Below are 18,937 nucleotides of genomic sequence, written 5' to 3'. Positions count from 1 at the left end.
TTTTGCACGCGTGCCAAAGTGATCCTCATGGTTGAACCACCTGGTGCTCACCGGTGCCGCGGCGAGACCTTGGCACACGCAACATGCGTCTGAATATCCGAAAGACTCCTCTCGGGTTGGTACATTGCTTTGGAATGGCTTTCGATCTGGGCAATAGATCATTTGGGTACCTGCGCCTTGAGTGCCAGTACGCCTTAGGAAGGAACATACAAATGCGTCTTACTCAACTCTCCGAACACCTTTGGTCGTTCAAGGATAGTTGCAATGTCTACATTCTTAAAAGTGGCGTGCAGTGCTTACTTATCGACACAGGATCGGGGGCGGTCCTGGACCATCTCGATTCGATCGGCGTTGAACGTGTCGACTGGGTTCTGCATACCCATCACCATAGGGACCAATGCTGGGGGACGCACATCGCCAAGAGCATGGGTACGAAGATAGCTGTTCCCGAGTACGAACGTCACCTATTCGACAACGTTGAGACATATTGGCAAGCTCGACGCATTTACGATAACTACAACGACAGCAGCACCTTCTTTTCATTGGGCGAGAATGTCGCAGTCGATGCGATACTTGAGGACTATGGCAGCTTCATCTGGAAGGACTACAAGTTTCGCGTAATGCCCGCAAAGGGCCATACATATGGGATGGTCATGTTGCTCGCAGTAATAGATGGAATAACCATTGCATTTACGGGCGACTTATTGGTGAGGGGCGGAAAACTGTATCAACTTCATGCCATGGAGTATGGTTATGGCGATCTTCTAGGCGCCGAATTTACGATGCAATCCATTCTCGTCCTAAAAAATGAGAATGTGCAGAACGCCTATCCGTCCCACGGGGAGCCAATCACAGACGTGAATAACGACATCGAGTCGCTCGAAAAACGCCTCGATGCTCTTGCGGGCCTAGGAAGACTGTTCACCTCTGGGCGAGACCATAATTTCAACGACAAGACCGTTCTGCGAGAGAGCAGGCTTAAGGCGATATCTCCGCATCTTTTGTGGGCCGGTCCGTATACATTTTCCAATTTCTACATTGTCCTGAGCGGAAGCGGTCACGCAATGATGATTGACTATGGATTGACGTCGCCAGGACATCTTCATTGTGGCTCCGATTCAGATGGCATGCAGATGCTGCGTTTTGTTGAACATCATATCGGGCAATTGCGTGATGACTATGGTGTGCGGGATATCGAACTCGTGGTACCAACGCACGTTCACGACGACCATGTATGCGGAGTCCCATTTCTCCAACAAACTTTCGGGACGAAGTGCTGGGCTCTTGATTGTGTTGCCGATGTAATCGGCAACCCGGCTGCTTGGGCGAGCACACCGTGCTGCTATCATAAGCCTATTTTAGTTGACCGTGTTCTGTGCGACCGGGAGAAATTCCAATGGAGGGGCTTCGACTTCCAGATTTACTTTGCGCCAGGTCAAACTGAATTCCACGCAATGGTGTTGGGCCATATCGACGGCAAGCGGATTGTTTTTGGGGGTGACAATCTGTTCCTGTTCAACCCTGCGGCTGGGGCGATTGACCGCGAAATCATCGTTCAGAGTACAGTCATGCGCAACAGCTTCCAACTTGACATGCACCAGCGTTGCGCAACAGTATTGAGAGAGATGAACCCGGATCTTGTCTGTCCGGGCCACGGAGAGCTGATCTCGATGAGTCGCTCCAGGCTTCAGGAGTATTCCGAATACATTAAACGTAAAGAAGCGGCCTTTCGGGATGTAGTTGACGAGCCGGCCGATCACTTTATCGATTTGTTCTGGGCTCGAATGCTACCTTATATCTCGACTGTCCGACCTGCGAGCAGAGTCGCTTTCACCGTGAAAATTCGAAACAACTTGGAGCGGACTGCGGTGTACAGTACTCGCCTGCTGGTAGCACACGGCTGGGCCTCTGAAGGGACGGCCGAAAGTATCACGCTTCGATCTGGGCAACTAGGTGAGATGACGCTCTGGGCCACCGCCCCATCCCAGGCGGACTCGCGGCGAAGACTTGTCACTGCAGAAATCCTGATTGATGGCGTTTCACAGGGGCCGATATGCGAAGCCCTCGTGGCAACGGCAGCCAACTGACCTGGTGATCAGTGGCAATGCGAGTGATCACAGAAATCGCGTCTGGCGCAATGATCTTTTTTTGGTCATATTCAATAACGGTCCCGCCCTGACGGGCCGATACGTGTCGCCAATTTTACTTCGAGTAAGCTTGTGCATTGGCAACCCGGCGATTCCCGAAGTAACTCTTTGCCGCACCCGTTCACTTTACAGCTCCACTACGCCGCTTTCAATAAATGCTCGCCCCCGATAAGGAGTGTCCGAGCCAGATGCCTTTCCTGACTGATCTCTCTCCTCCCTAAGCTGCCGGTTGCTGTTCACCGCTAACCGCCTCTTCCAGGATGTAGAAAGTATCATCAATTACAAATCCGTCGAGACCGGTGGCTCGGGCATATTTCAGCACATCGCTTGCACGATTAATGAAGCCAGTGCCGTTGAAGTTCAGCGATGTGTTGCAAAGAACACCGACGCCGCTTTTCGCCTTAAACGATGTAAGGAGCTGAAACAGGCGAGGGTTCTGATCCGCTGAAATTGTCTGGGCCCGCGCTGTGCCGTCAACATGCGTGACGGCTTGCAACCGTGTATCGAGAACATTTTGGAAAAGAAGCATATAGGGTGAGGGGCGTGCCAGGTCGAAGTGGAGCGCGATGTCTTGCTCGAGGCAAACCGGTGCGATCGGGCGAAAGCCCTCCCGCTTCTTGAGCCGGTTTAACCGCTCGTGGGTTGCCTTAGAAAAAGGCGCGGCGAGAATTGACCGATTCCCTAGTGCCCGTGGCCCGATTTCACAATTTCCCTGCACCCAGCCGATTACCTTGTCGGCGAGCAGTGCGGAGGCCACATGGTCATAGTCAAGCGGATAGATTTCCAGCCCTCTCCGGTCCAGCTCGTCAACTACGAATGGCTGGCCCGAATAGACGTTCCATTTTATTTTCGCGCTTCCGGTGAAATGTCGCATGGCATCGATCGCAGTTCCAATCGCTGAACCTGTATCATTTGCGCATGGTGGAACAAAAATGTCGGAAAACAGATTCGTCTCGAGCCAACGGCGGTTCCACTCGCAGTTTAATCCACACCCGCCGGAAATCAGCAGTGGATAACCCTTCCTCAGCTTTTCTTTCGCGAAAGCGTAGAACGATTCGAAAATCGCGTCGGATACTCTCTTCGCAAGGTTCATGAACTTCGGGTGTGTTACGCCAATATTGTAATATGGCGATTGCCGTAGGTCCTCCTTGCTTAGCGGATACAGCTCACTCGGAAGCAAGAAATCGATTAGCGTCTGCTCGTCATGGTCGGGTGATCCGGCCTGCCCATAGCCGCAAAGCGCCATTAACTTGCCTGCGTCGCTCATGCGCACTCCTTTGGGCGAACTGAACTCCGGATCGGCAAGCGCATAAAGGAACGCATATTTACCTCCAGGATTCAGCATCACTCTCCCCCAATGCAGCACCTGCAAATGTTCATCAATTTCATAGAAGTCCCCACACCAACCTTCCCAGATCAGCGCATAACAGGGTATACCTGCGGGGTATGGCGACATTCCATAAGCCGCCCAGAGGTGGGAGCGCTCGTGAGTTGAGGAATAGAAATTCACCTTTTTGCCGAAGATGGTCTTCTCCATAACAATCTCTGAGTTCTCAGCTATACCGCAGTAGCCGGCCCCGATCGGGGTTTCGTCTGGTACCACCTTAAACCAACCACTTATGGCAATCACATCTGGAATTGATTCTAGGCGCCCCATAGTATCTACAACGGAGGTTGGCGTGATGGCTGTATATCTTGGAAAGCTATCCTTCTCGGACTCATATGAAAAGAGAAGTTCGGCTGTTGATGCATCCACTGCTGCAATTGTACCATCGTGGTCCGGTTTAAGAGAAATTATTTTCATATCTACAATAATCCTTCTTTTGTTTCCGGTTTTCTCAACAACTTCCTTCGGCCTTCGTCATTGCTGGGGAGCAGTAGGGACTTTCTTGGCATAACGACCCAACGAGACGCTTCCGGCCGACCGAGCTATAATAATCCGACCGACATCAATTGGGTCGGCTCGCACAACGTTGCGGCTGTATCGGGAGATTTACGATCTCGACGACCGGTTCTGTTACCACATTCCAAAGGCGGAATTTTATTACGTTTATCTGAATATTTGTTAAGTCTATGTTTAGTGGTGCGGAGTCCGGGTTCATCGCGCGCATGATCCGAGGTGACGCGCACCATTCCGACAATTCTCCGCGCGGCATTCCGAGATGATGGCGCGAAGTAAGACGATATCGTCAGGCCGATCGTTGGGATTTTGAACCTGGGGCTAGATGTCGGTCTTTCGAACCGCGTCATTGCCAAGCACCGGCCAGGGATGCCTCATATCCGGATTCTGTTCGTCAGATCGTGGTTTGGCTCCGCGCTCCTTCAGACACCAGCTCGCGCTTCAACAGCCGAAATCCTTCAGCCGAGTTGAGCCCTCTGCGCCGCCGCATGATCGAGTACATGACGATCCGCAATCTGTCGCCGGCCACGCAGCGATCCTACATCCACGCGGTGGCGAAGTTTTCCCGGTATTTCGGCCGCTCGCCCGAGCGGCTTGGTCTTGAGGACGTCCGCACCTTTCAGGTGCATCTGGTCTCGACCGGGATCTCGTGGCCGGCGCTTGTGCGCGTTGCGGTTCTTCTACGGCGTGACGCTCGGCCATGCCGAGATTCCGGAACGGATCGTCTATCCCCGCTCGCCACGCACGCTGCCGGTGGTTCTCAGCGCCGGCGAGGTCGTCCACTTCCTGGAGGCAGTGCCGAGCCTGAAGACGCGCACGGCGCTGACGACGGCCTACGCAGCGGGTCTTCGCGCCTCGGAGACCGTCGGGCTGAAGGTCGGCGATATCGACAGCGGCCGCGGCGTCATTCGGGTCGAGCACGGCAAGGGCGGCAAGGACCGCACCGTAATGCTGTCGGCGCAGCTTCTTCGGATCCTGCGGGTCTACTGGCGGCTGGCAAAGCCGCAGGGCTGGCTGTTTCCCGGCCGCGATCCCAATCGTCCCATGTCTAGCTCGACGGGATTTCTATTCGGCCCCCGCACACATAATCGGGCGGATGAAGCCAACTGCGCTCAGGGGCGAATGGAACGACAGTTCAGGCCGCCTTCACGGCCCGCTGTGCAAGTGCGTCGATGGCCTTTTGGACCGTGGAGATGACCAATTCACGCTCTTGGCCGACAAGCGGCAATCGCGGTGCTCGGACCCATTCCGGCGCGCCGTGGGCCAGGCTTTCGGCGAGCTTGATGTACTGAACCAGCTTAACGTGGGTGTCGAGATGGAAGGAGGGCGTTAGAATTTGGTAGAGCGCGCGCGCTTCCTCGTACTGGTTGCGCGCACACAGGTTGAACAGTTCGACACATTCTGATGGCCAAACGTTGGTCATCCCCGAAACCCAGCCCGTGACGCCGAGTGCCGAGCTTTCGACGATCAGGTCGTCAACCCCGCAGAAGACGCTGAAGCGCTCACCAAACTCGACATAGAGGTCAGTGACCCGCCGGATGTCGCCTGTCTCTTCCTTTATGCAGACAATCTCCGGCGTATCGGCGAGCTGCCTCATAACATCTAGGGTGCAATCAACACCATAGGCGATCGGGTTGTTATAGATCATGATTGGAAGCGAGGAAGCGCCGGAGATGGCCTTGTACCATTCGACGGTTTCCCGCGGATCCGTCTTGTACACGATACTTGGAAATACCATTAGACCCTCGGCGCCGAAAGACTCATAGCGCTTCGCATTCAGCTTGGCACTATCGACGGTGAACTCGGCCAAACCGGAAAGGACCGGAACGCGACCTGCTACGACTTCAACCGCCCCTCGGATGATTTGCTCTCGTTCCTCGAGAGACATAGAGGCGTTTTCTCCGAGCATCGGCAGTACGATCACTCCGGAAACCCCAGCTTTCACAAGGCGGTCGAGGCTGGATTTGGTTGCCGGAAGGTCAACCGCGCCATCCCTTGTTAGCTTCGTCGTCACTGCGGGGAATACACCAGCCCACTTTGCCATGGTTTCTCCATCCATTTGAAATCAGATGGATCCAATCTACATCTCATCAAATAGCATGTCTAGCCTTTGATATCGCCCTTCGTTTGGGATAGCCTCTCAAAACCGACCGCAGGGCATGCGCGAAAACCCGTGCTTTCAAATTTGGGTTTTGGGATCCAAAAATCGATGGAAAATATGTTGGAACAGAAAAAACAGCGCTCGAAATATGGGCTTCATAGGCAGAGCCTACCCGAGGCGCTCTCGGAGTCGTTGCGGGAACGCATCCTCAGCGGCGAGTTCAAGGAGGGTGACCCGCTCATACAAGAAGCTATCGCAGCTGAATACGAATGCAGCCGAATGCCTGTGCGAGAAGCATTTCGGCAGCTGGAAGCAGCCGGATTGATTGTCTCCAAGATTCACAAAGGGGCGATTGTTTCGACCTTGCCGTCTGAACAGATCATGGAATTATTCGAACTTCGGGCAGTGCTCGAATGCGATATTCTAAACCGCTCTCTAGAACATCTCTCGGATGATCAATTGAGCCATTCCGAGCAAATCCTGAAGCGGCTAGAGGATGCATATCATAAGCGGGATATTGCCAAGGTCGGCGCTTTGAACTGGGAGTTTCACCGCAGTCTCTATCGGTCCGCTGGACGCGTTCAGACACTTGCTATTCTCCAAGGAATCAACGTTCAGATTGATCGATACATCAGGATTCAATTACTTTTGACTTCGGCTTTCGACGAAGCAGAGCGCGAGCATCGACAAATTCTGAGCATGTGCAAAAACCGCGAGCCACGAGTCGTGGAGTTTATGCGAGGGCACATCATCCGGGCTGGTCATAACCTTTTGGAAGCGCTCAATAAGCGCCGATGACCGACACGGTAAGGTGCCGGTTTTTCGGCCACGAGGTTAAGCTAACATAGCTTGTTCCTCGAACTCCACAGGGCTCAGATAGCCCAGTGTCGAGTGCCGCCGCCGAGGATTGTAGAAGCGCTCGATGTAGTCGAACACATCTGCCGGGGCGTCATCCCTCGTCCTGTAGACCTTGGGGGCTGTGCGTTCAGTTTTCAAAGACGAGAAGAAGCTCTCCATCGCAGCATTGTCCCAGACGTTGCCCGACCGGCTCATCGAACATGTGATGCCGTGGTCGGTCATCAGGCGCTGGAACTGCTCGCTCGTGTATTGGCTTCCCTGGTCGGAATGGCCGGAGGCAGCGTCCCTCCCACCGCTCTCGCCCGAGATCCAGCACGCCGTATTAACGGTCGTTTTACAATAGATTCACGCAATCTTAACGACCGGAAATCGCGGAGCCTGATAGAACGACGCGACCGCTACGGCCAAGATCGGCCTTAGCGACAATCATTGGCTACCGGCATGGGCCGCGCAAATTACAAAGGCCGACGATCTCATCTGCTCTCCGGGGTAGATGGCCCTCTTCACGGAAGAGCTCCCCCAAATCCGTTGGCTCGATCCAGAGGAGTGGTGCACTACCCGGAGATGCAATGCCACAAAATGTATGTGCCATCATTGTTTGGGAGAGCGCCTGTGGTCCTGAGAGTCAGCTGGACGCAGAGATATGATCGGTTTGCTGGCGATGGCTAGTGGGCTCGGCTCATTTGATAGAAAAAAGGAGCCAACTTCTCCTTAGTGTAAACGTGAACGTGATCGACATTCGAAATAAATGCATGCATGGATAGGGACAAACGGCTGGACACTCCCATCACACCTAAAGCAATCAGGCGACAACGTCTATCCGAAATGCTCGTTGAAGCTTTGCGGGAACGCATCCTTATTGGTGACATTCAGGACGGAGACCCGCTTGTGCAGGAAACTATCGCACAACAATATGAGGTGAGTCGAGTGCCCGTTCGCGAGGCACTCCGACAATTGGAGGCGCAAGGGCTTGTCTCCCTCAGAACCCATAAAGGCGCCGTCGCTACTTCAATCAAGCGCGAGACAGCTATCGAATTGCTACATCTGAGAGTACTTTTAGAATGTGACGTTTTAGTACACGCGCTTCCACATTTTCGGGAGTCGCACCGATTTGCTGCTGAGAAGACCCTAGATGAGCTGGAAAACAAGCAACACGACAAAAGCGTATCCGAAAGCCGAGAGCTGAATTGGCAATTCTACAAATGCCTATATCTTCCGTCTAGCCGGCTGGAGACACTGTCGATCGTGCATATAATACATATGCGGACCTATCATCTCACTCGAGTTCCGTTTGTCGAGTGTGATCGAGTCCATGCTACCTATGAGAAGCATCGTGAGCTTCTCCGGTTGTGTGGTGCGCGCAGTCTCGCCGCAATAGACTATCTTCGCCGCGATATACATAGTATTCTTAAGTCACTGCGGTAGCATTGTCCGGTACTTAAGCTGGGCGGCAACCCGCTACCTTGCTGCTCAACAATTATTCAAAATGGCTTTATTTTTTCCCGATTCTTCCACTGTCGAAGGCGAGGAGTCTGGAACCGGCCGGGACCGCTTGGCTTCGCCTTCGAGTGATTGCGACCATCCCCGAATCGACCGTGGCCGCTTCACGAGCATTTCGCCCGCCGAGTTGCTCCGCGATATCTCGGGCGAGAAAGCAAACGGAAGCTGGCCGTCGGGTGCAACACAGGGCACTTCTAGGCTCTGCAATTGAGACTAAACGCGGGAAAACTGAGGTTGTCGAAGCTTCAGTGATTCTCGGGAGACCGAATGAACATCCACAAGAATGCCCGTCTGACGCCGCTGCGCCGAGAGGAGATAACCCGCGACGTTGTTGACGGCCGTCTTTCCAAAGCCGATGCGGTTCGCTCGTATGGGTGACGGCGAAGGTAGTAGCGCGCTGGGTGGAGCGCTTCCAGGCCGAGGGAAGCGCCAGCATGGTCGATCATTCCTCGCAGCCCAAGACAAGCCCGAGCCGAACCGAAGCGTGGTGGTGGATGTTATCGTGGCGCTCCACCGCCGCGCAACGATCGAAAAGATCTGGATCAGGAAAACCAGTTGGCCTCCTCCCCATCTGCAGGTATATCGCGACGGCACTTAACCGACAGTGTTGGAGCATGTCGGTAGTCCGACAACTGCTGGGGGATCTATGGAGGTCGCGACAGGGATAGCTCTCGACAGAATGTCCTGCTGTAAAACGTCTAGTGGATTGAACCCGTTGGAAAAATCTGTTCTGACGATCTCCCCGTGCGGTTGGCACGTTTTTTGAAGCTCCCAAGTCACGAAATAAGATTGGCTGCGCTCACGCGGTCTGACCACCGCAGCCCTTTACTGCGAAGGGACATTAAAGCGGCTGACGGAAAACTGCAATGGAGATGCGACGATGCAGGCTCTAATGCCGACCCTGTCCGGTCCGCGCCGGCTGTCACGTTTTGGGGACGACAACGTACGCGATGTCATTGCCAAGACTCTTGATAAATTCGCGTTCAGCACGGCTGTGCGGACCGAGAGCGGCGATGTAACTTATCAGGAGTTAGGGATGCAAGCGTCCAGTCTGATGGCGCGCTTAGAGGCAATCGGCATTCGCCCTGGTCATGCAGTTATTGTCAAGCTCCCCCGATCTCTTGATCTTGTCACGGTCATTCTTGCTACTCAAATGTTGGGCGTTGCCTTCGTGCCTGCTGACCCATCGGATTCTGACCAACGGGTGGATCACATAATCCGCAACACGAACGCCAAAGCGACCGTTAGTCTGGATTCCAGGGGTTCGATCCGAGTTGAGCGCCTTCTGACACCCGGTGGCACCAACTCCGAGTTCTCAAGCATTGCATATATCATGCATACCTCCGGCAGCACCGGGATTCCAAAAGGGGTACCGGTCTCCTATGCTGCACTCCTGAATTTGGTCGACTGGTATATCGAGATGACCGAGTTCTCGGAGCACGAAAGTATTTCACAGCTTACGCGACCGACATTCGATGTCTCGATCCCCGAGTTCTTCGTACCATTTGCCACCGGCGGGACAATTGTCTTGCCTACTGCGCAACTGCATACCCAGATCATCCAAACGATCGAGTTCCTAATTCAAAGTCGCACAAACGTCCTACAGATGGTTCCAACACTGCTGCGGCGCTTCCTCGGAACTCTTGAACGCCTTTCTCATATTGCGGAGCGGTTCACCGAGCTCAAATATGTGGTTTGCAATGGCGAAACGTTGCCGGACTCGGTTCGGCGGCGCTTTTACTCACTTCTTCCCCACGTTACGCTGGTAAATAGCTACGGTCCAACAGAATGTTGTGTAGCCGTTAGCTACCACTATTGCCGCCGTGACGATATAGAACTCCCGATGTTCATAGGCAAACCAGCATGCAATGTTGATTTCTACGTTCTTGACGAAACCAACTCCGACGTTGGTTTCGAAGTCGCGGGCGAGCTCTGGGTGGGAGGCCAGCAAACTTCCCAACGCTACGTGGCGGACGAAGCACAGTCGACACTTCGCTTCGTGCCATTCTCGACGGTTAGGGGTGAAGAAATTCTTTACCGCACTGGGGACTATGTCGTGGCATCCGAGGACAATGGATTGAGATTTCTCGGAAGAAAAGATGAGCAGATTAAGTATCGGGGAACCCGGCTGGAGAAAGGTGAGATTATCAGCGCCATTGATAAGACGGGTCTTTGCACGGATTCAGCGGTGGCAGTTGTGGATAGAGCCGACGACGGCCAAGATCTGGTGTGCATGGTGACGCCCGAGGACGCCGACGTGGTGAAAATTCTTGAGCGCCTGTCGGATGGCCTGCCGAATGATCGTGTCCCAAGGCTTGTTGTGCCTCTTTTCGCGCTTCCTTTCACGGCCAATGGAAAGCTCGACCAGCGCGCCCTTGAGAGAATTGCTCAAGAGGCGCTCAGGCAGAATCTGAACGACGCCACACCCCAGCCTGAACATTCGGAGGGGTCACCGTTAGATCACTTGCTGAAAGCGGTACACGCCACCAAGGGACGATGGGTATTTCCCAGCCTTTTAGCTAGAGAGTGCGGCATAGATTCACTGAACTTCCTCGATATCCAACTCAAATTGGCCGAGGTCGGTCTCATGTTTGGAGAGGACGTCTTTCAAGAGCCGGACCTGTCGCTCGGGGAATGGGCAAGGCGAATTCAGCCCGTGGGTCGTTGCAAATCTTATGCGAGCACAACAGGCAAAAGCGAACAAGGTGCCGCATTTCGGGAGGAGTTCGCGGAAATTATCGAACAGGTCGAGAATCGGGGCCCTGGCGCAGTAGTACTGCACTCATCGCTTGTAGCTTTAAGGAATGTCAATGCCAAGGAAGCAACGACCATCCTCCTTGACGGAATAGAACGTATTTCGGCCTGTTCTACCGTTATGCTCCCAGCGTTCACGTTAAGTTACTGTAGCACGCAGCGTTTTCATTGGGCCGAGACCAAGTCCGAGACAGGGGTGTTAGCAGATCTTGTGATGCGAGAGCTTCCTTCTGGCCGCACCAAACATCCCGCTTATTCAATGGTCGTGACTGGCCCGAGAACGCAGGAATTACGCGAAGCCGATTGGTGGAAATGCAGTCCGTTCGGTGACGATTCGATCTTTGGATTGATCAGCCAGCTCGGCGGCTTTGTCATAGGTCTGGGTACACCGGTTGCTACCCATGTGCACCGCTGCGAATTGCTGGCGCAAGTGCCATACATGAAAACAACCGACATCGAGGGGACTGTTGATTTCGGCACGGGGCCGTTTAAGGCCTCAACGTCGATCTATGTTCGCGATGTTGTTGGGAGGCCGGAATATAGCTTTCTCGCCCGCAATATCGCTCGCGACGATCATGAATTGAAGGAGGTAACCCGTGCTTTTGCGGTAGGTGGAACTTACGCAAGGCTCGTCAGCGTGAAAGACATGGAGACCATATTGGTTCGCGCCATGCGACATGAGCCATATGGCTTCCTTAGGGAAGAGGGCAGGAACGAGGCACGACGTGCATATCCAATAGAAAAAGACGTGCAGACAGGTGCCTGATTTTGGGAAGTGGACTGGTTTGGAGGCTAGACAATGACAACACGGATATTGGGTGTGATCGAGCTTGACAACAGGCGACTAGCGGACGAATTGGCTGTCTTAGCAGATTCGACCTTTTCGAGCGAATATTCGGATTTCGCGTGCGGGCGGTGGGAATTCTGCATGCTCCGCAATCAGTCGGGGAACCTAGACGAGCAGAGAGTAGTAGTCCACGAGACCCCCGCGGTTGCGACACCTCTGGGCCAATCCTTGCTTTATCTCGATCAATTGTTGGAAAATCACTTTGATCCATACTCTATACGCTACGCGCGAATCATTCGTATATCAGAAAACGCTTGTATAATACCTCACCGTGACTATTTGGAACTAGACGGAAAATATATTAGGGTTCACGTGGTTCTGGATACGAATGAGAGGTGTGCGAATACAGAAGAGAACAAAATATTTCACATGGGGCGGGGTGAGGTCTGGTTTCTCGATGCAAGCCTTCCGCACAGCGCCGGATGTTTCTCACAAAGTCCACGGCTGCATCTTGTCGTCGACATCGATGGAAGTCGTCCTCTAGACGAGGTTGCACGCAATGTGGGGCAGCCATCAGGACGAAATGTTGCGGTCGATACCCGCACGGAATGGACCAGTGAAGCGCTCGAGTCCATTCTGGGGCTTTCCGAGATAATCAGCGAGGCTAACTATCGAGAGATCGTCGCCATTTTGGCGAAGCTCCACTTCTTCTATAAAGTTGACTGCCAGGCTATGTATTCCTGGCTTAAGGAAATAAGCCGGCGTTGCGGCCATCCGGCGCTTGTCGAAAAGTCCGAGGCGCTCGAGCGGTTTTATCTTACCCATCGTGCCGCTGGCGAGGTGATGACATATTGATTGGTCTCGAGCTCGCGCGGGCCAATCGCCAGTGGGATTCGCCACCTTCTAAGCACACCGCGGTGCGGTCCTGGACGATCCCCTATCCTAGGAGGCGCCACCAGCGGCATGAATAATGTCGTCATAGCTGTCGATCTCGGTTCGCCCCCCGCGGCAGGAAGATCCGGGTGATGTTGTCCGGCGCCATCGAACTTGATTTCAACGGGATCAGCCGCCATGTCGAGGCACGATGCGGCGGCTGTATCGGCAAAATGTCAGTACAAGAGCCGTCTGGACCAAGAGCTGTGCCGCGTCTGGCCTACTGCGGTGCAATCCCGTTCGCCGGGCCGAATGACGACTACTCGGTTCCATAGACCTCGCGCGCCCGATCGCGTGTAATGAGGCCGTTCTTGATGTCCTCTTCGACTGCTGCTCGATTACGCTCCTTGGGGTCACCGCACCCGCCGCCGCTGCCGGTCACAACGCGGATCACGTCGTCAGCGTGCGTGGTAAGTCCTGAGGCGAAAGCAAAGCGTTCACTGGGGCCATCTCTGCGGATAAGCCGGACGTAGTTGGGGGAGCCCTCGCGGCCGCCAGCGAGTGCCCAGGCCGGGAACTTCGATCGTGTGTAGCCGACGGTGAGAAAGCCGGCGGCCGCGCGGACGCGATAATCCATGACGATCCCGCGTCCGCCCGTATACTTGCCCTCACCGCCTGGTTCCAGATTAAGTTCCATCCGGTCCACGTAGAGCCCGTTGCGGGCCTCGTTAATTTCTGCCGGGCAGTTGTAGGTCTCGCCGTGGAAGCTCGAAAAAATGGCGGTATTGCCATCGCGGTGGGGGCTCGCGCCCCAACCGCCAAGCTGCGGCTCGATAATCGTGTATTGGCGGCCAGTGTCGGGATGAATGCCGCCGATGAAGGTGCCGCAAAGCGAAGCGAAATGACCCGCCGCCAACCGTTCAGGCATGTGCGGCGCAAGGCAGCGCCACATGAGATCTTTTACCCGTAGCTCGGTCTCGTAGTAGAAACCAAGCGGCGCCGGCTCGGTCGCATGAAAGACCGAGCCCTCGCGCGTCAGCAGCCGGATCGGCCTGAAGGAGCCCTCGTTGGCCGGCGAATTGGGATTGGCCAGCGACTTGAACAACATTTGCGCGCATACCATCACCCCGTCGCGACTGGCATTCAGGGGGTTGGTAGATTGGTCCGGGTTTTCGCGCAGGTCGACGACGAATTCCGTATCCGAAATTGTGATCTTCACATTGAAGACGCGCCCGTCATCCTGCTCCTCCGAAAGCTTGAATGCTCCCTTCGGTAGCTTGGCGAGTTCGGCGAGCGAGACCCGTTCGCCGAAATCCATGAACTGGGACATGGCATTTTCGAATAGCTCGACGCTATGCTTCTCGGCAAGCTGCTGCAGGCGCTTAGCCCCAATCCGCACCGAGGCGATCGCTGCCCAAACATCGCCTTCCAGCACATGCGGCATGCGCGAATTCACTTTGATGATTTCCATAACCGAGCGGATCGGCTCGCCTTTGGAAATGATCTTGACAGCAGGGAGCCGTAGCCCTTCCTGAAAGATCTCCGTCGCCGCGCCGGTGAGCGAGCCAGGCGCCATGCCGCCGACGTCGGAGTTGTGAGCGATATTGGCCGTCCAGGCGATGATGCGTTCGGCCATGAAGACAGGCATGGCAACGACGATGTCGTTCAGATGAGTGACGCCGCCATAGTAAGGATCATTGGTCGCGAACACGTCACCCGGCTCGATATCGCCCCCCCTACGGAACTTTTTCGCGATCACCTTCACGGCCTTGTCCAGCACGCCAACGAAAGCTGGGATACCTGCGCCCGAGCAGGCGAGCTCGCCTTTCGCATCGGTGATGCCAGTGCCCATGTCGAGTACTTCATAGATGATCGAGCTCATCGCCGTCTTCTTCATGACCGCAAACATCTCGTCGGCGGTCGCCTGCAGCGAATTCTGGATGATCTCCATCGTGATCGGGTCATTGGTCTTCGTCGGCATCGCCATTTCCTTACGCCGCCAGGTAGATGTGTATGTTGCCGTAGCCGTCGATCTCCACCCGGTTTCCAGGATGAACGACGACCGTGCTGCTTGGGTCCTCTATGATGGCCGGACCACTGAAGGTCATGCCTGGCTCAAGTTTGCCTCGGTCGTAGATAGCGGCCCGGTCAATGCCTTCGATGGCGTAGTCCACGTCGCGGTGGCCCTTGAGCGCAGTCTCTGGTTCGGCTCCGGTCGAGTCGCATTTCTTCATGGTGAGCTTGCCGACCTCCGCTGAGGCGACCAGATGGATACCTACCGCCTCGATGGGCGCGTCGAGGCGATAGGTATACTCACGCTCATAGGTCTCGTGGAACGATGCCTCGATTTCGGCGAGCCGCTCATCGGTGATCCGGCCAGCCGCGAGCAGCACCTCGGTCGTATGCTCCTGGTTCTGGTAACGAAACTTACCGTAGCGCAGAAACTCAATCCTACATGCCTCAATGCCTTCGATCGCGAACTCGGAGCGCGAGCGCTCCTCCGCTTCCGTGAAGACCTGCTCTATGCCGGCCGCAGCGCCCCGCTTCAGGTCGAAGAGCCGCGTGACGAAATAGTCGCGGCGCAGGTCCGACATCATCATGCCCCAGGCCGAGAAGACGGAGGCGCCGACCGGCACGACTACTTTCCGCACTCCGAGTTCGGCTGCCAGTGCCACGGCGTGCATGCCGCCGCCGCCGCCGAAGGCGATGAGGGTGAACTCGCGCGGGTCGTGCCCACGGTTGAGCGAGACCAGCTTCAGGGCATTGACCATGTTGTTATTGGCGATGCGGATGATGCCGCGCGCAGCCTCATCGGCGTCCACGCCGAGCTTTTGGCCGACCGCGTCGATTGCCGCCTTCGCGGCGGCCATATCGGCCACGACCTCGCCGCCGCAGAAATTGTCCTTGTTGATGCGTCCTAGCCAGAGGTTGGCGTCCGTGGTCGTTGCCTGGCTGCCTCCCCGCCCATATGCTGCCGGGCCCGGGACGGCGCCGGCCGATTGTGGGCCGACACGCATTTTTCCGAAACCATCGACCGAGGCGATGGAACCGCCGCCATTGCCGATCTCTACCAGATCTACCACCGGCACCATGATCGGATAGCCCGCTGAGGTGCGATCACGCTCGATCCAGTAGTCGGTCTTTATCTTCACCTCGCCGTTCTCGATCAGCGAGCACTTCGCCGTGGTGCCGCCAATATCAAGTGCGAGCACATCAGGCTCGCCGATCAGCTTTCCAAGTTCGGCCGCGCCCCAGAAGCCGGAGGCAGGTCCCGACTCGACCATCGTAATCGGAATTTTCGCCACCGACCCCAGAGAGTCCACACCGCAGTTCGACTGCATGATATAGGGGCTCTTGCTAAAACCCTTCTCCCTCAGGCCGGCAAGAAGCCGCGACAGATAGCGCTCTGTGGCGGGTTGCACGTATGCCGACATTACCACCGTGTTTGTGCGCTCGTATTCGCGCCATTCGCGCGTGACCTGGTGCGAGGACACGACCGAGACTTCAGGCCAGAGGTTCTGCACCTCCACAAGCGTGGTCTGTTCATGGATCGGATTGGCATAGGAGTGAAGGAAGCAGATCGCGACCGCCTTGACCTCTTCCGCCTTGAAATCGTCGATGATTGCCGGAAGGCCGGAGAGGTCAAGCGGCTTCAATTCCACCCCTTTGTAAGACATCCGCCCGGGAAGCTCACGCCGCAAGTAGCGCGGAACGAAAGGGATCGGCTTCCTGTAGTGCAGGTTGAAGAAGTCGGGACGGTTGCCGCGCGCAATTTCGAGCGTGTCGCGGAACCCTTGGGTTGCGATGAGCCCGACTTTGACTCCTTTTCGCTCAGTCAGCGCGTTGATAACTACGGTGGTGCCGTGGGCAAGGAAATCGACCGAGCTTGGATCAACGCCACCCTTCGCAAGGACGTTCAGCAGCCCTCTCTCGAAATTCGGCGAGGTAGTGTCTGACTTCGCGACAATGACGCGGGATTCACCCGTCGAATGATCGATCTCAAAGCAAACCAGATCGGTGAAGGTACCGCCGACGTCGGTCGCGACACGGATGGTATTATTCGGCATCAGCAGCATCCCTCGGAGTTCCAAAGAAGAACGAGCAATCAGGCACCTGCGTTGTTTCCTTCCCGTCGCATGGCTCCGCTCGGCGGCAGTGATGACTAAAAAACGGCGCCGGTAAGCCGGCCGAAGTGGAAGTGCTCGGGGCGGCCAACACTTTCTCGGTCAACTTGAGCTCGACAAGTCTGCCTTCTGGAACGCCGTCCCGGAGAACCGCACTTGAAATGCCGGAGATGAGCTCCATGAGGTCAATAGCCGCCACCGCCCACAAGCCTCAGGTCTGGGGCAAGCATTTGGCAAAGGTGTCGCGGGGGGCCTTGTCCTTGGCCAACGGAACGAACCAGGTTGATGGCCCACCATTTTCGATGGCGGCGAGCGGGTAAGACTTGTTTCCGTTTGCAATGACCATGTCGCAGCCGGAGTCCATGACAATTCTTGCCGCCATCAACTTTGTCACCATGCCACCCGAACCATGGCGAGCAGGGGAAGGACCGCCCATTGCTTCTATCTCCGGGGTAATGCATCGCACCTCGGAGATCCTACGGGCCAACGTATTATCGTGTGGATCTTCCGTGAATAGGCCATCTACGTTGGAAAGCAGAATGAGCATGTCTGCGTTTACCACCTGAGCGACCCGTGCCGCCAGCCGATCGTTGTCACCAATACAGGTCTCCACCGTGGCGGTTGTGTCGTTCTCGTTGATAACGGGCACGGCGTTAAGATTGAAAAGTTGCTGGAGGGTAGACCGCACGCTGCGGCGGCGATGCTGACTGTCTATGTCTTCGCCGGTCAATAGCAGTTGCCCCAGGCCAAACCCATACCGTTTCAGGCTCTGTTCATAGGCAAGGAGAAGTCGAACTTGACCAATCGCTGCGGCCGCTTGTCGCTCCTCAGTTCGCAGAGATCTGCCCATGTGGTTGAACTGGCATGATCCAACGGCGACAGCACCTGAGCTGACGATGATCACCTGCTGCCCGCGGGCGAAAAATCGGGCGACATCATCTATCAGCGTTTCAAGCCAACGACCGCGTATCTCTCCGGTTTTTGCATCAGCAATCAGCACAGAGCCAATCTTCACGACGACCCGGCGCGCTGACGACAATTGGACCGCGCTCATCGAAAGTTGCTGCATCGGAAGTGAGACATGTCTCTCCATCTCTTCTTAGGAATCGGGTCTGTTGTGATCTGCCGAACGAAAGATGGGCATCACGCGCTTCTTTCGCCCTCGATTGCACCTATCGTTCGTGACGATCACCCGTTGTGTGACGCCATTCCTCAGTTGGAGCGCAAAGATGGGCGCCTTCGACAAGGGTAGAAGATGGGGTGATCGACCAATCGATTAAGTCGACAGCGCGCCGAAGAATCGCCTCCGTCTGAGCAACGGTTGGGGAAACGGCGATGACGTGCCCGATGCCGTCTCGGTCATCGCCTTTCCTGGCGATTGGCGTATTCGGTTCAACATAGAATTTCACCTCGGCGACACCTGATATCGCGGCCGCCTGACCGTCGCCAGCGATCCAATCGAGGAGGCCATCATGGTCAGTATTTAGGACCCACGCGCCCGCAGTCTGCGAACGCGTTTTGCGCAGGTCCCATTCCTCTCCGATGACGAGCTTGATGTGCTGGGTGATGACATCGATGCCGTATGCCAGCTGAATAAGTTGAGGATGGACCCCGCCCGCAAGACGCGGATTGACCTCGATGACGACTGGACCAAGCTTCGTCCACCGAAATTCAATGCAGGTTGGCCCCCAACCGAGATCGAGAGCTCGCAGGCAACTCAACGAAAGATCGGCGAGACGCTCGTTCTCCTCAGCACTCAGCGAGGCCGGAAAGGTGGTTTCACGAAAGACAAAATGCGGTGGGGGACCGAACTCAGCGCTGGAAATGGCAATAACTTCATTCCCCATTATGTCGGCGCAATAAAAAGGCCCTTGTGCGAATTCCTCGACCAGG

10 protein-coding genes and 4 pseudogenes are annotated in these 18,937 nt (G+C 55.5%); 7 read left to right on the top strand and 7 right to left on the bottom strand.

Translation table 11 applies throughout. The annotated features are described in order from the left end of the window. The first annotated feature begins 212 nt into the window (after window positions 1-212). Window positions 213-2,087 (top strand): MBL fold metallo-hydrolase, encoded by a 1,875-nt coding sequence (locus C7I87_RS32910; RefSeq protein ID WP_188394096.1) that lies wholly within the window; start codon window positions 213-215, stop codon window positions 2,085-2,087. A gap of 277 nt (window positions 2,088-2,364) precedes the next feature. Here the strand turns inward: C7I87_RS32910 and C7I87_RS32905 are convergent, their stop codons facing one another. After that, complete coding sequence (locus C7I87_RS32905; RefSeq protein ID WP_149908117.1) at window positions 2,365-3,951, bottom strand: carbamoyltransferase C-terminal domain-containing protein; 1,587 nt, start codon at window positions 3,949-3,951, stop codon at window positions 2,365-2,367. Window positions 3,952-4,535: 584 nt separating this feature from the next. On the opposite strand from C7I87_RS32905, the pseudogene C7I87_RS32900 reads away from it, so the two are divergent. Beyond that, window positions 4,536-5,094, top strand: a pseudogene (locus C7I87_RS32900) (tyrosine-type recombinase/integrase); the annotation flags it as partial. A gap of 88 nt (window positions 5,095-5,182) precedes the next feature. Here the strand turns inward: C7I87_RS32900 and C7I87_RS32895 are convergent. Beyond that, a complete protein-coding gene (locus tag C7I87_RS32895) occupies window positions 5,183-6,091 on the bottom strand; it encodes a dihydrodipicolinate synthase family protein (protein ID WP_149908116.1) in 909 nt (302 codons plus the stop codon). A 165-nt stretch (window positions 6,092-6,256) separates the two neighbouring features. Between C7I87_RS32895 and C7I87_RS32890 the strand changes: the two genes are divergently transcribed. Continuing rightward, a complete protein-coding gene (locus C7I87_RS32890; protein ID WP_246696518.1) occupies window positions 6,257-6,946 on the top strand; it encodes a GntR family transcriptional regulator in 690 nt (229 codons plus the stop codon). A 36-nt stretch (window positions 6,947-6,982) separates the two neighbouring features. Here the strand turns inward: C7I87_RS32890 and C7I87_RS32885 are convergent. Next, window positions 6,983-7,282, bottom strand: a pseudogene (locus C7I87_RS32885) (IS3 family transposase); the annotation flags it as partial. Window positions 7,283-7,762: 480 nt separating this feature from the next. Here C7I87_RS32885 and C7I87_RS36920 point away from each other — a divergent pair. The 4 genes and pseudogenes from C7I87_RS36920 (at window position 7,763) to C7I87_RS32865 (ending at window position 12,902) form a co-directional block, all read left to right on the top strand. Further along, window positions 7,763-8,431: a GntR family transcriptional regulator gene (locus tag C7I87_RS36920; RefSeq protein WP_149908115.1), complete on the top strand. Its 669-nt coding sequence runs from the start codon at window positions 7,763-7,765 to the stop codon at window positions 8,429-8,431. 342 nt (window positions 8,432-8,773) lie between these two features. Then, window positions 8,774-8,976: pseudogene (locus C7I87_RS36290) on the top strand (leucine zipper domain-containing protein); the annotation flags it as partial. A 410-nt stretch (window positions 8,977-9,386) separates the two neighbouring features. Then, window positions 9,387-12,026 (top strand): AMP-binding protein, encoded by a 2,640-nt coding sequence (locus tag C7I87_RS32870; RefSeq protein ID WP_149908113.1) that lies wholly within the window; start codon window positions 9,387-9,389, stop codon window positions 12,024-12,026. Window positions 12,027-12,059: 33 nt separating this feature from the next. Further along, on the top strand, window positions 12,060-12,902 hold the full coding sequence (locus C7I87_RS32865) for an aspartyl/asparaginyl beta-hydroxylase domain-containing protein (RefSeq protein WP_149908112.1): 843 nt from the start codon (window positions 12,060-12,062) through the stop codon (window positions 12,900-12,902). Between the two features lie 337 nt (window positions 12,903-13,239). Here C7I87_RS32865 and C7I87_RS32860 read toward each other — a convergent pair whose 3' ends face one another. From C7I87_RS32860 to C7I87_RS32845, 4 genes and pseudogenes are all read right to left on the bottom strand, one after another. After that, a complete protein-coding gene (locus C7I87_RS32860) occupies window positions 13,240-14,901 on the bottom strand; it encodes a hydantoinase B/oxoprolinase family protein (protein ID WP_149908111.1) in 1,662 nt (553 codons plus the stop codon). A 10-nt stretch (window positions 14,902-14,911) separates the two neighbouring features. Continuing rightward, entirely contained in the window at window positions 14,912-16,996 is a 2,085-nt protein-coding gene (locus C7I87_RS32855; protein WP_246696517.1) for a hydantoinase/oxoprolinase family protein, read from the bottom strand. Window positions 16,997-17,255: 259 nt separating this feature from the next. Further along, entirely contained in the window at window positions 17,256-18,098 is an 843-nt protein-coding gene (gene proB / locus C7I87_RS32850; protein ID WP_149908110.1) for a glutamate 5-kinase, read from the bottom strand. A 118-nt stretch (window positions 18,099-18,216) separates the two neighbouring features. Then, window positions 18,217-18,937, bottom strand: a pseudogene (locus C7I87_RS32845) (hypothetical protein); the annotation flags it as partial.

Source organism: Mesorhizobium sp. SARCC-RB16n (assembly GCF_008520305.1).
In the GTDB taxonomy this organism is placed as follows: Bacteria; Pseudomonadota; Alphaproteobacteria; order Rhizobiales; family Rhizobiaceae; genus Mesorhizobium.
Note: the sequence above shows the minus strand (reverse complement) of the source record. Positions and strands in the feature narration are given on the sequence as shown.

Excerpts from the sequence above, each read along its gene's own strand:
- C7I87_RS32910 (WP_188394096.1), top strand. The coding sequence starts at position 213 with ATGCGTCTTACTCAACTCTCCGAACACCTTTGGTCGTTCAAGGATAGT.
- C7I87_RS32905 (WP_149908117.1), bottom strand. The coding sequence starts at position 3,951 with ATGAAAATAATTTCTCTTAAACCGGACCACGATGGTACAATTGCAGCA.
- C7I87_RS32895 (WP_149908116.1), bottom strand. The coding sequence starts at position 6,091 with ATGGCAAAGTGGGCTGGTGTATTCCCCGCAGTGACGACGAAGCTAACA.
- C7I87_RS32890 (WP_246696518.1), top strand. The coding sequence starts at position 6,257 with ATGGAAAATATGTTGGAACAGAAAAAACAGCGCTCGAAATATGGGCTT.
- C7I87_RS36920 (WP_149908115.1), top strand. The coding sequence starts at position 7,763 with ATGGATAGGGACAAACGGCTGGACACTCCCATCACACCTAAAGCAATC.
- C7I87_RS32870 (WP_149908113.1), top strand. The coding sequence starts at position 9,387 with ATGCAGGCTCTAATGCCGACCCTGTCCGGTCCGCGCCGGCTGTCACGT.
- C7I87_RS32865 (WP_149908112.1), top strand. The coding sequence starts at position 12,060 with ATGACAACACGGATATTGGGTGTGATCGAGCTTGACAACAGGCGACTA.
- C7I87_RS32860 (WP_149908111.1), bottom strand. The coding sequence starts at position 14,901 with ATGCCGACGAAGACCAATGACCCGATCACGATGGAGATCATCCAGAAT.
- C7I87_RS32855 (WP_246696517.1), bottom strand. The coding sequence starts at position 16,996 with ATGCTGCTGATGCCGAATAATACCATCCGTGTCGCGACCGACGTCGGC.
- proB (WP_149908110.1), bottom strand. The coding sequence starts at position 18,098 with ATGAGCGCGGTCCAATTGTCGTCAGCGCGCCGGGTCGTCGTGAAGATT.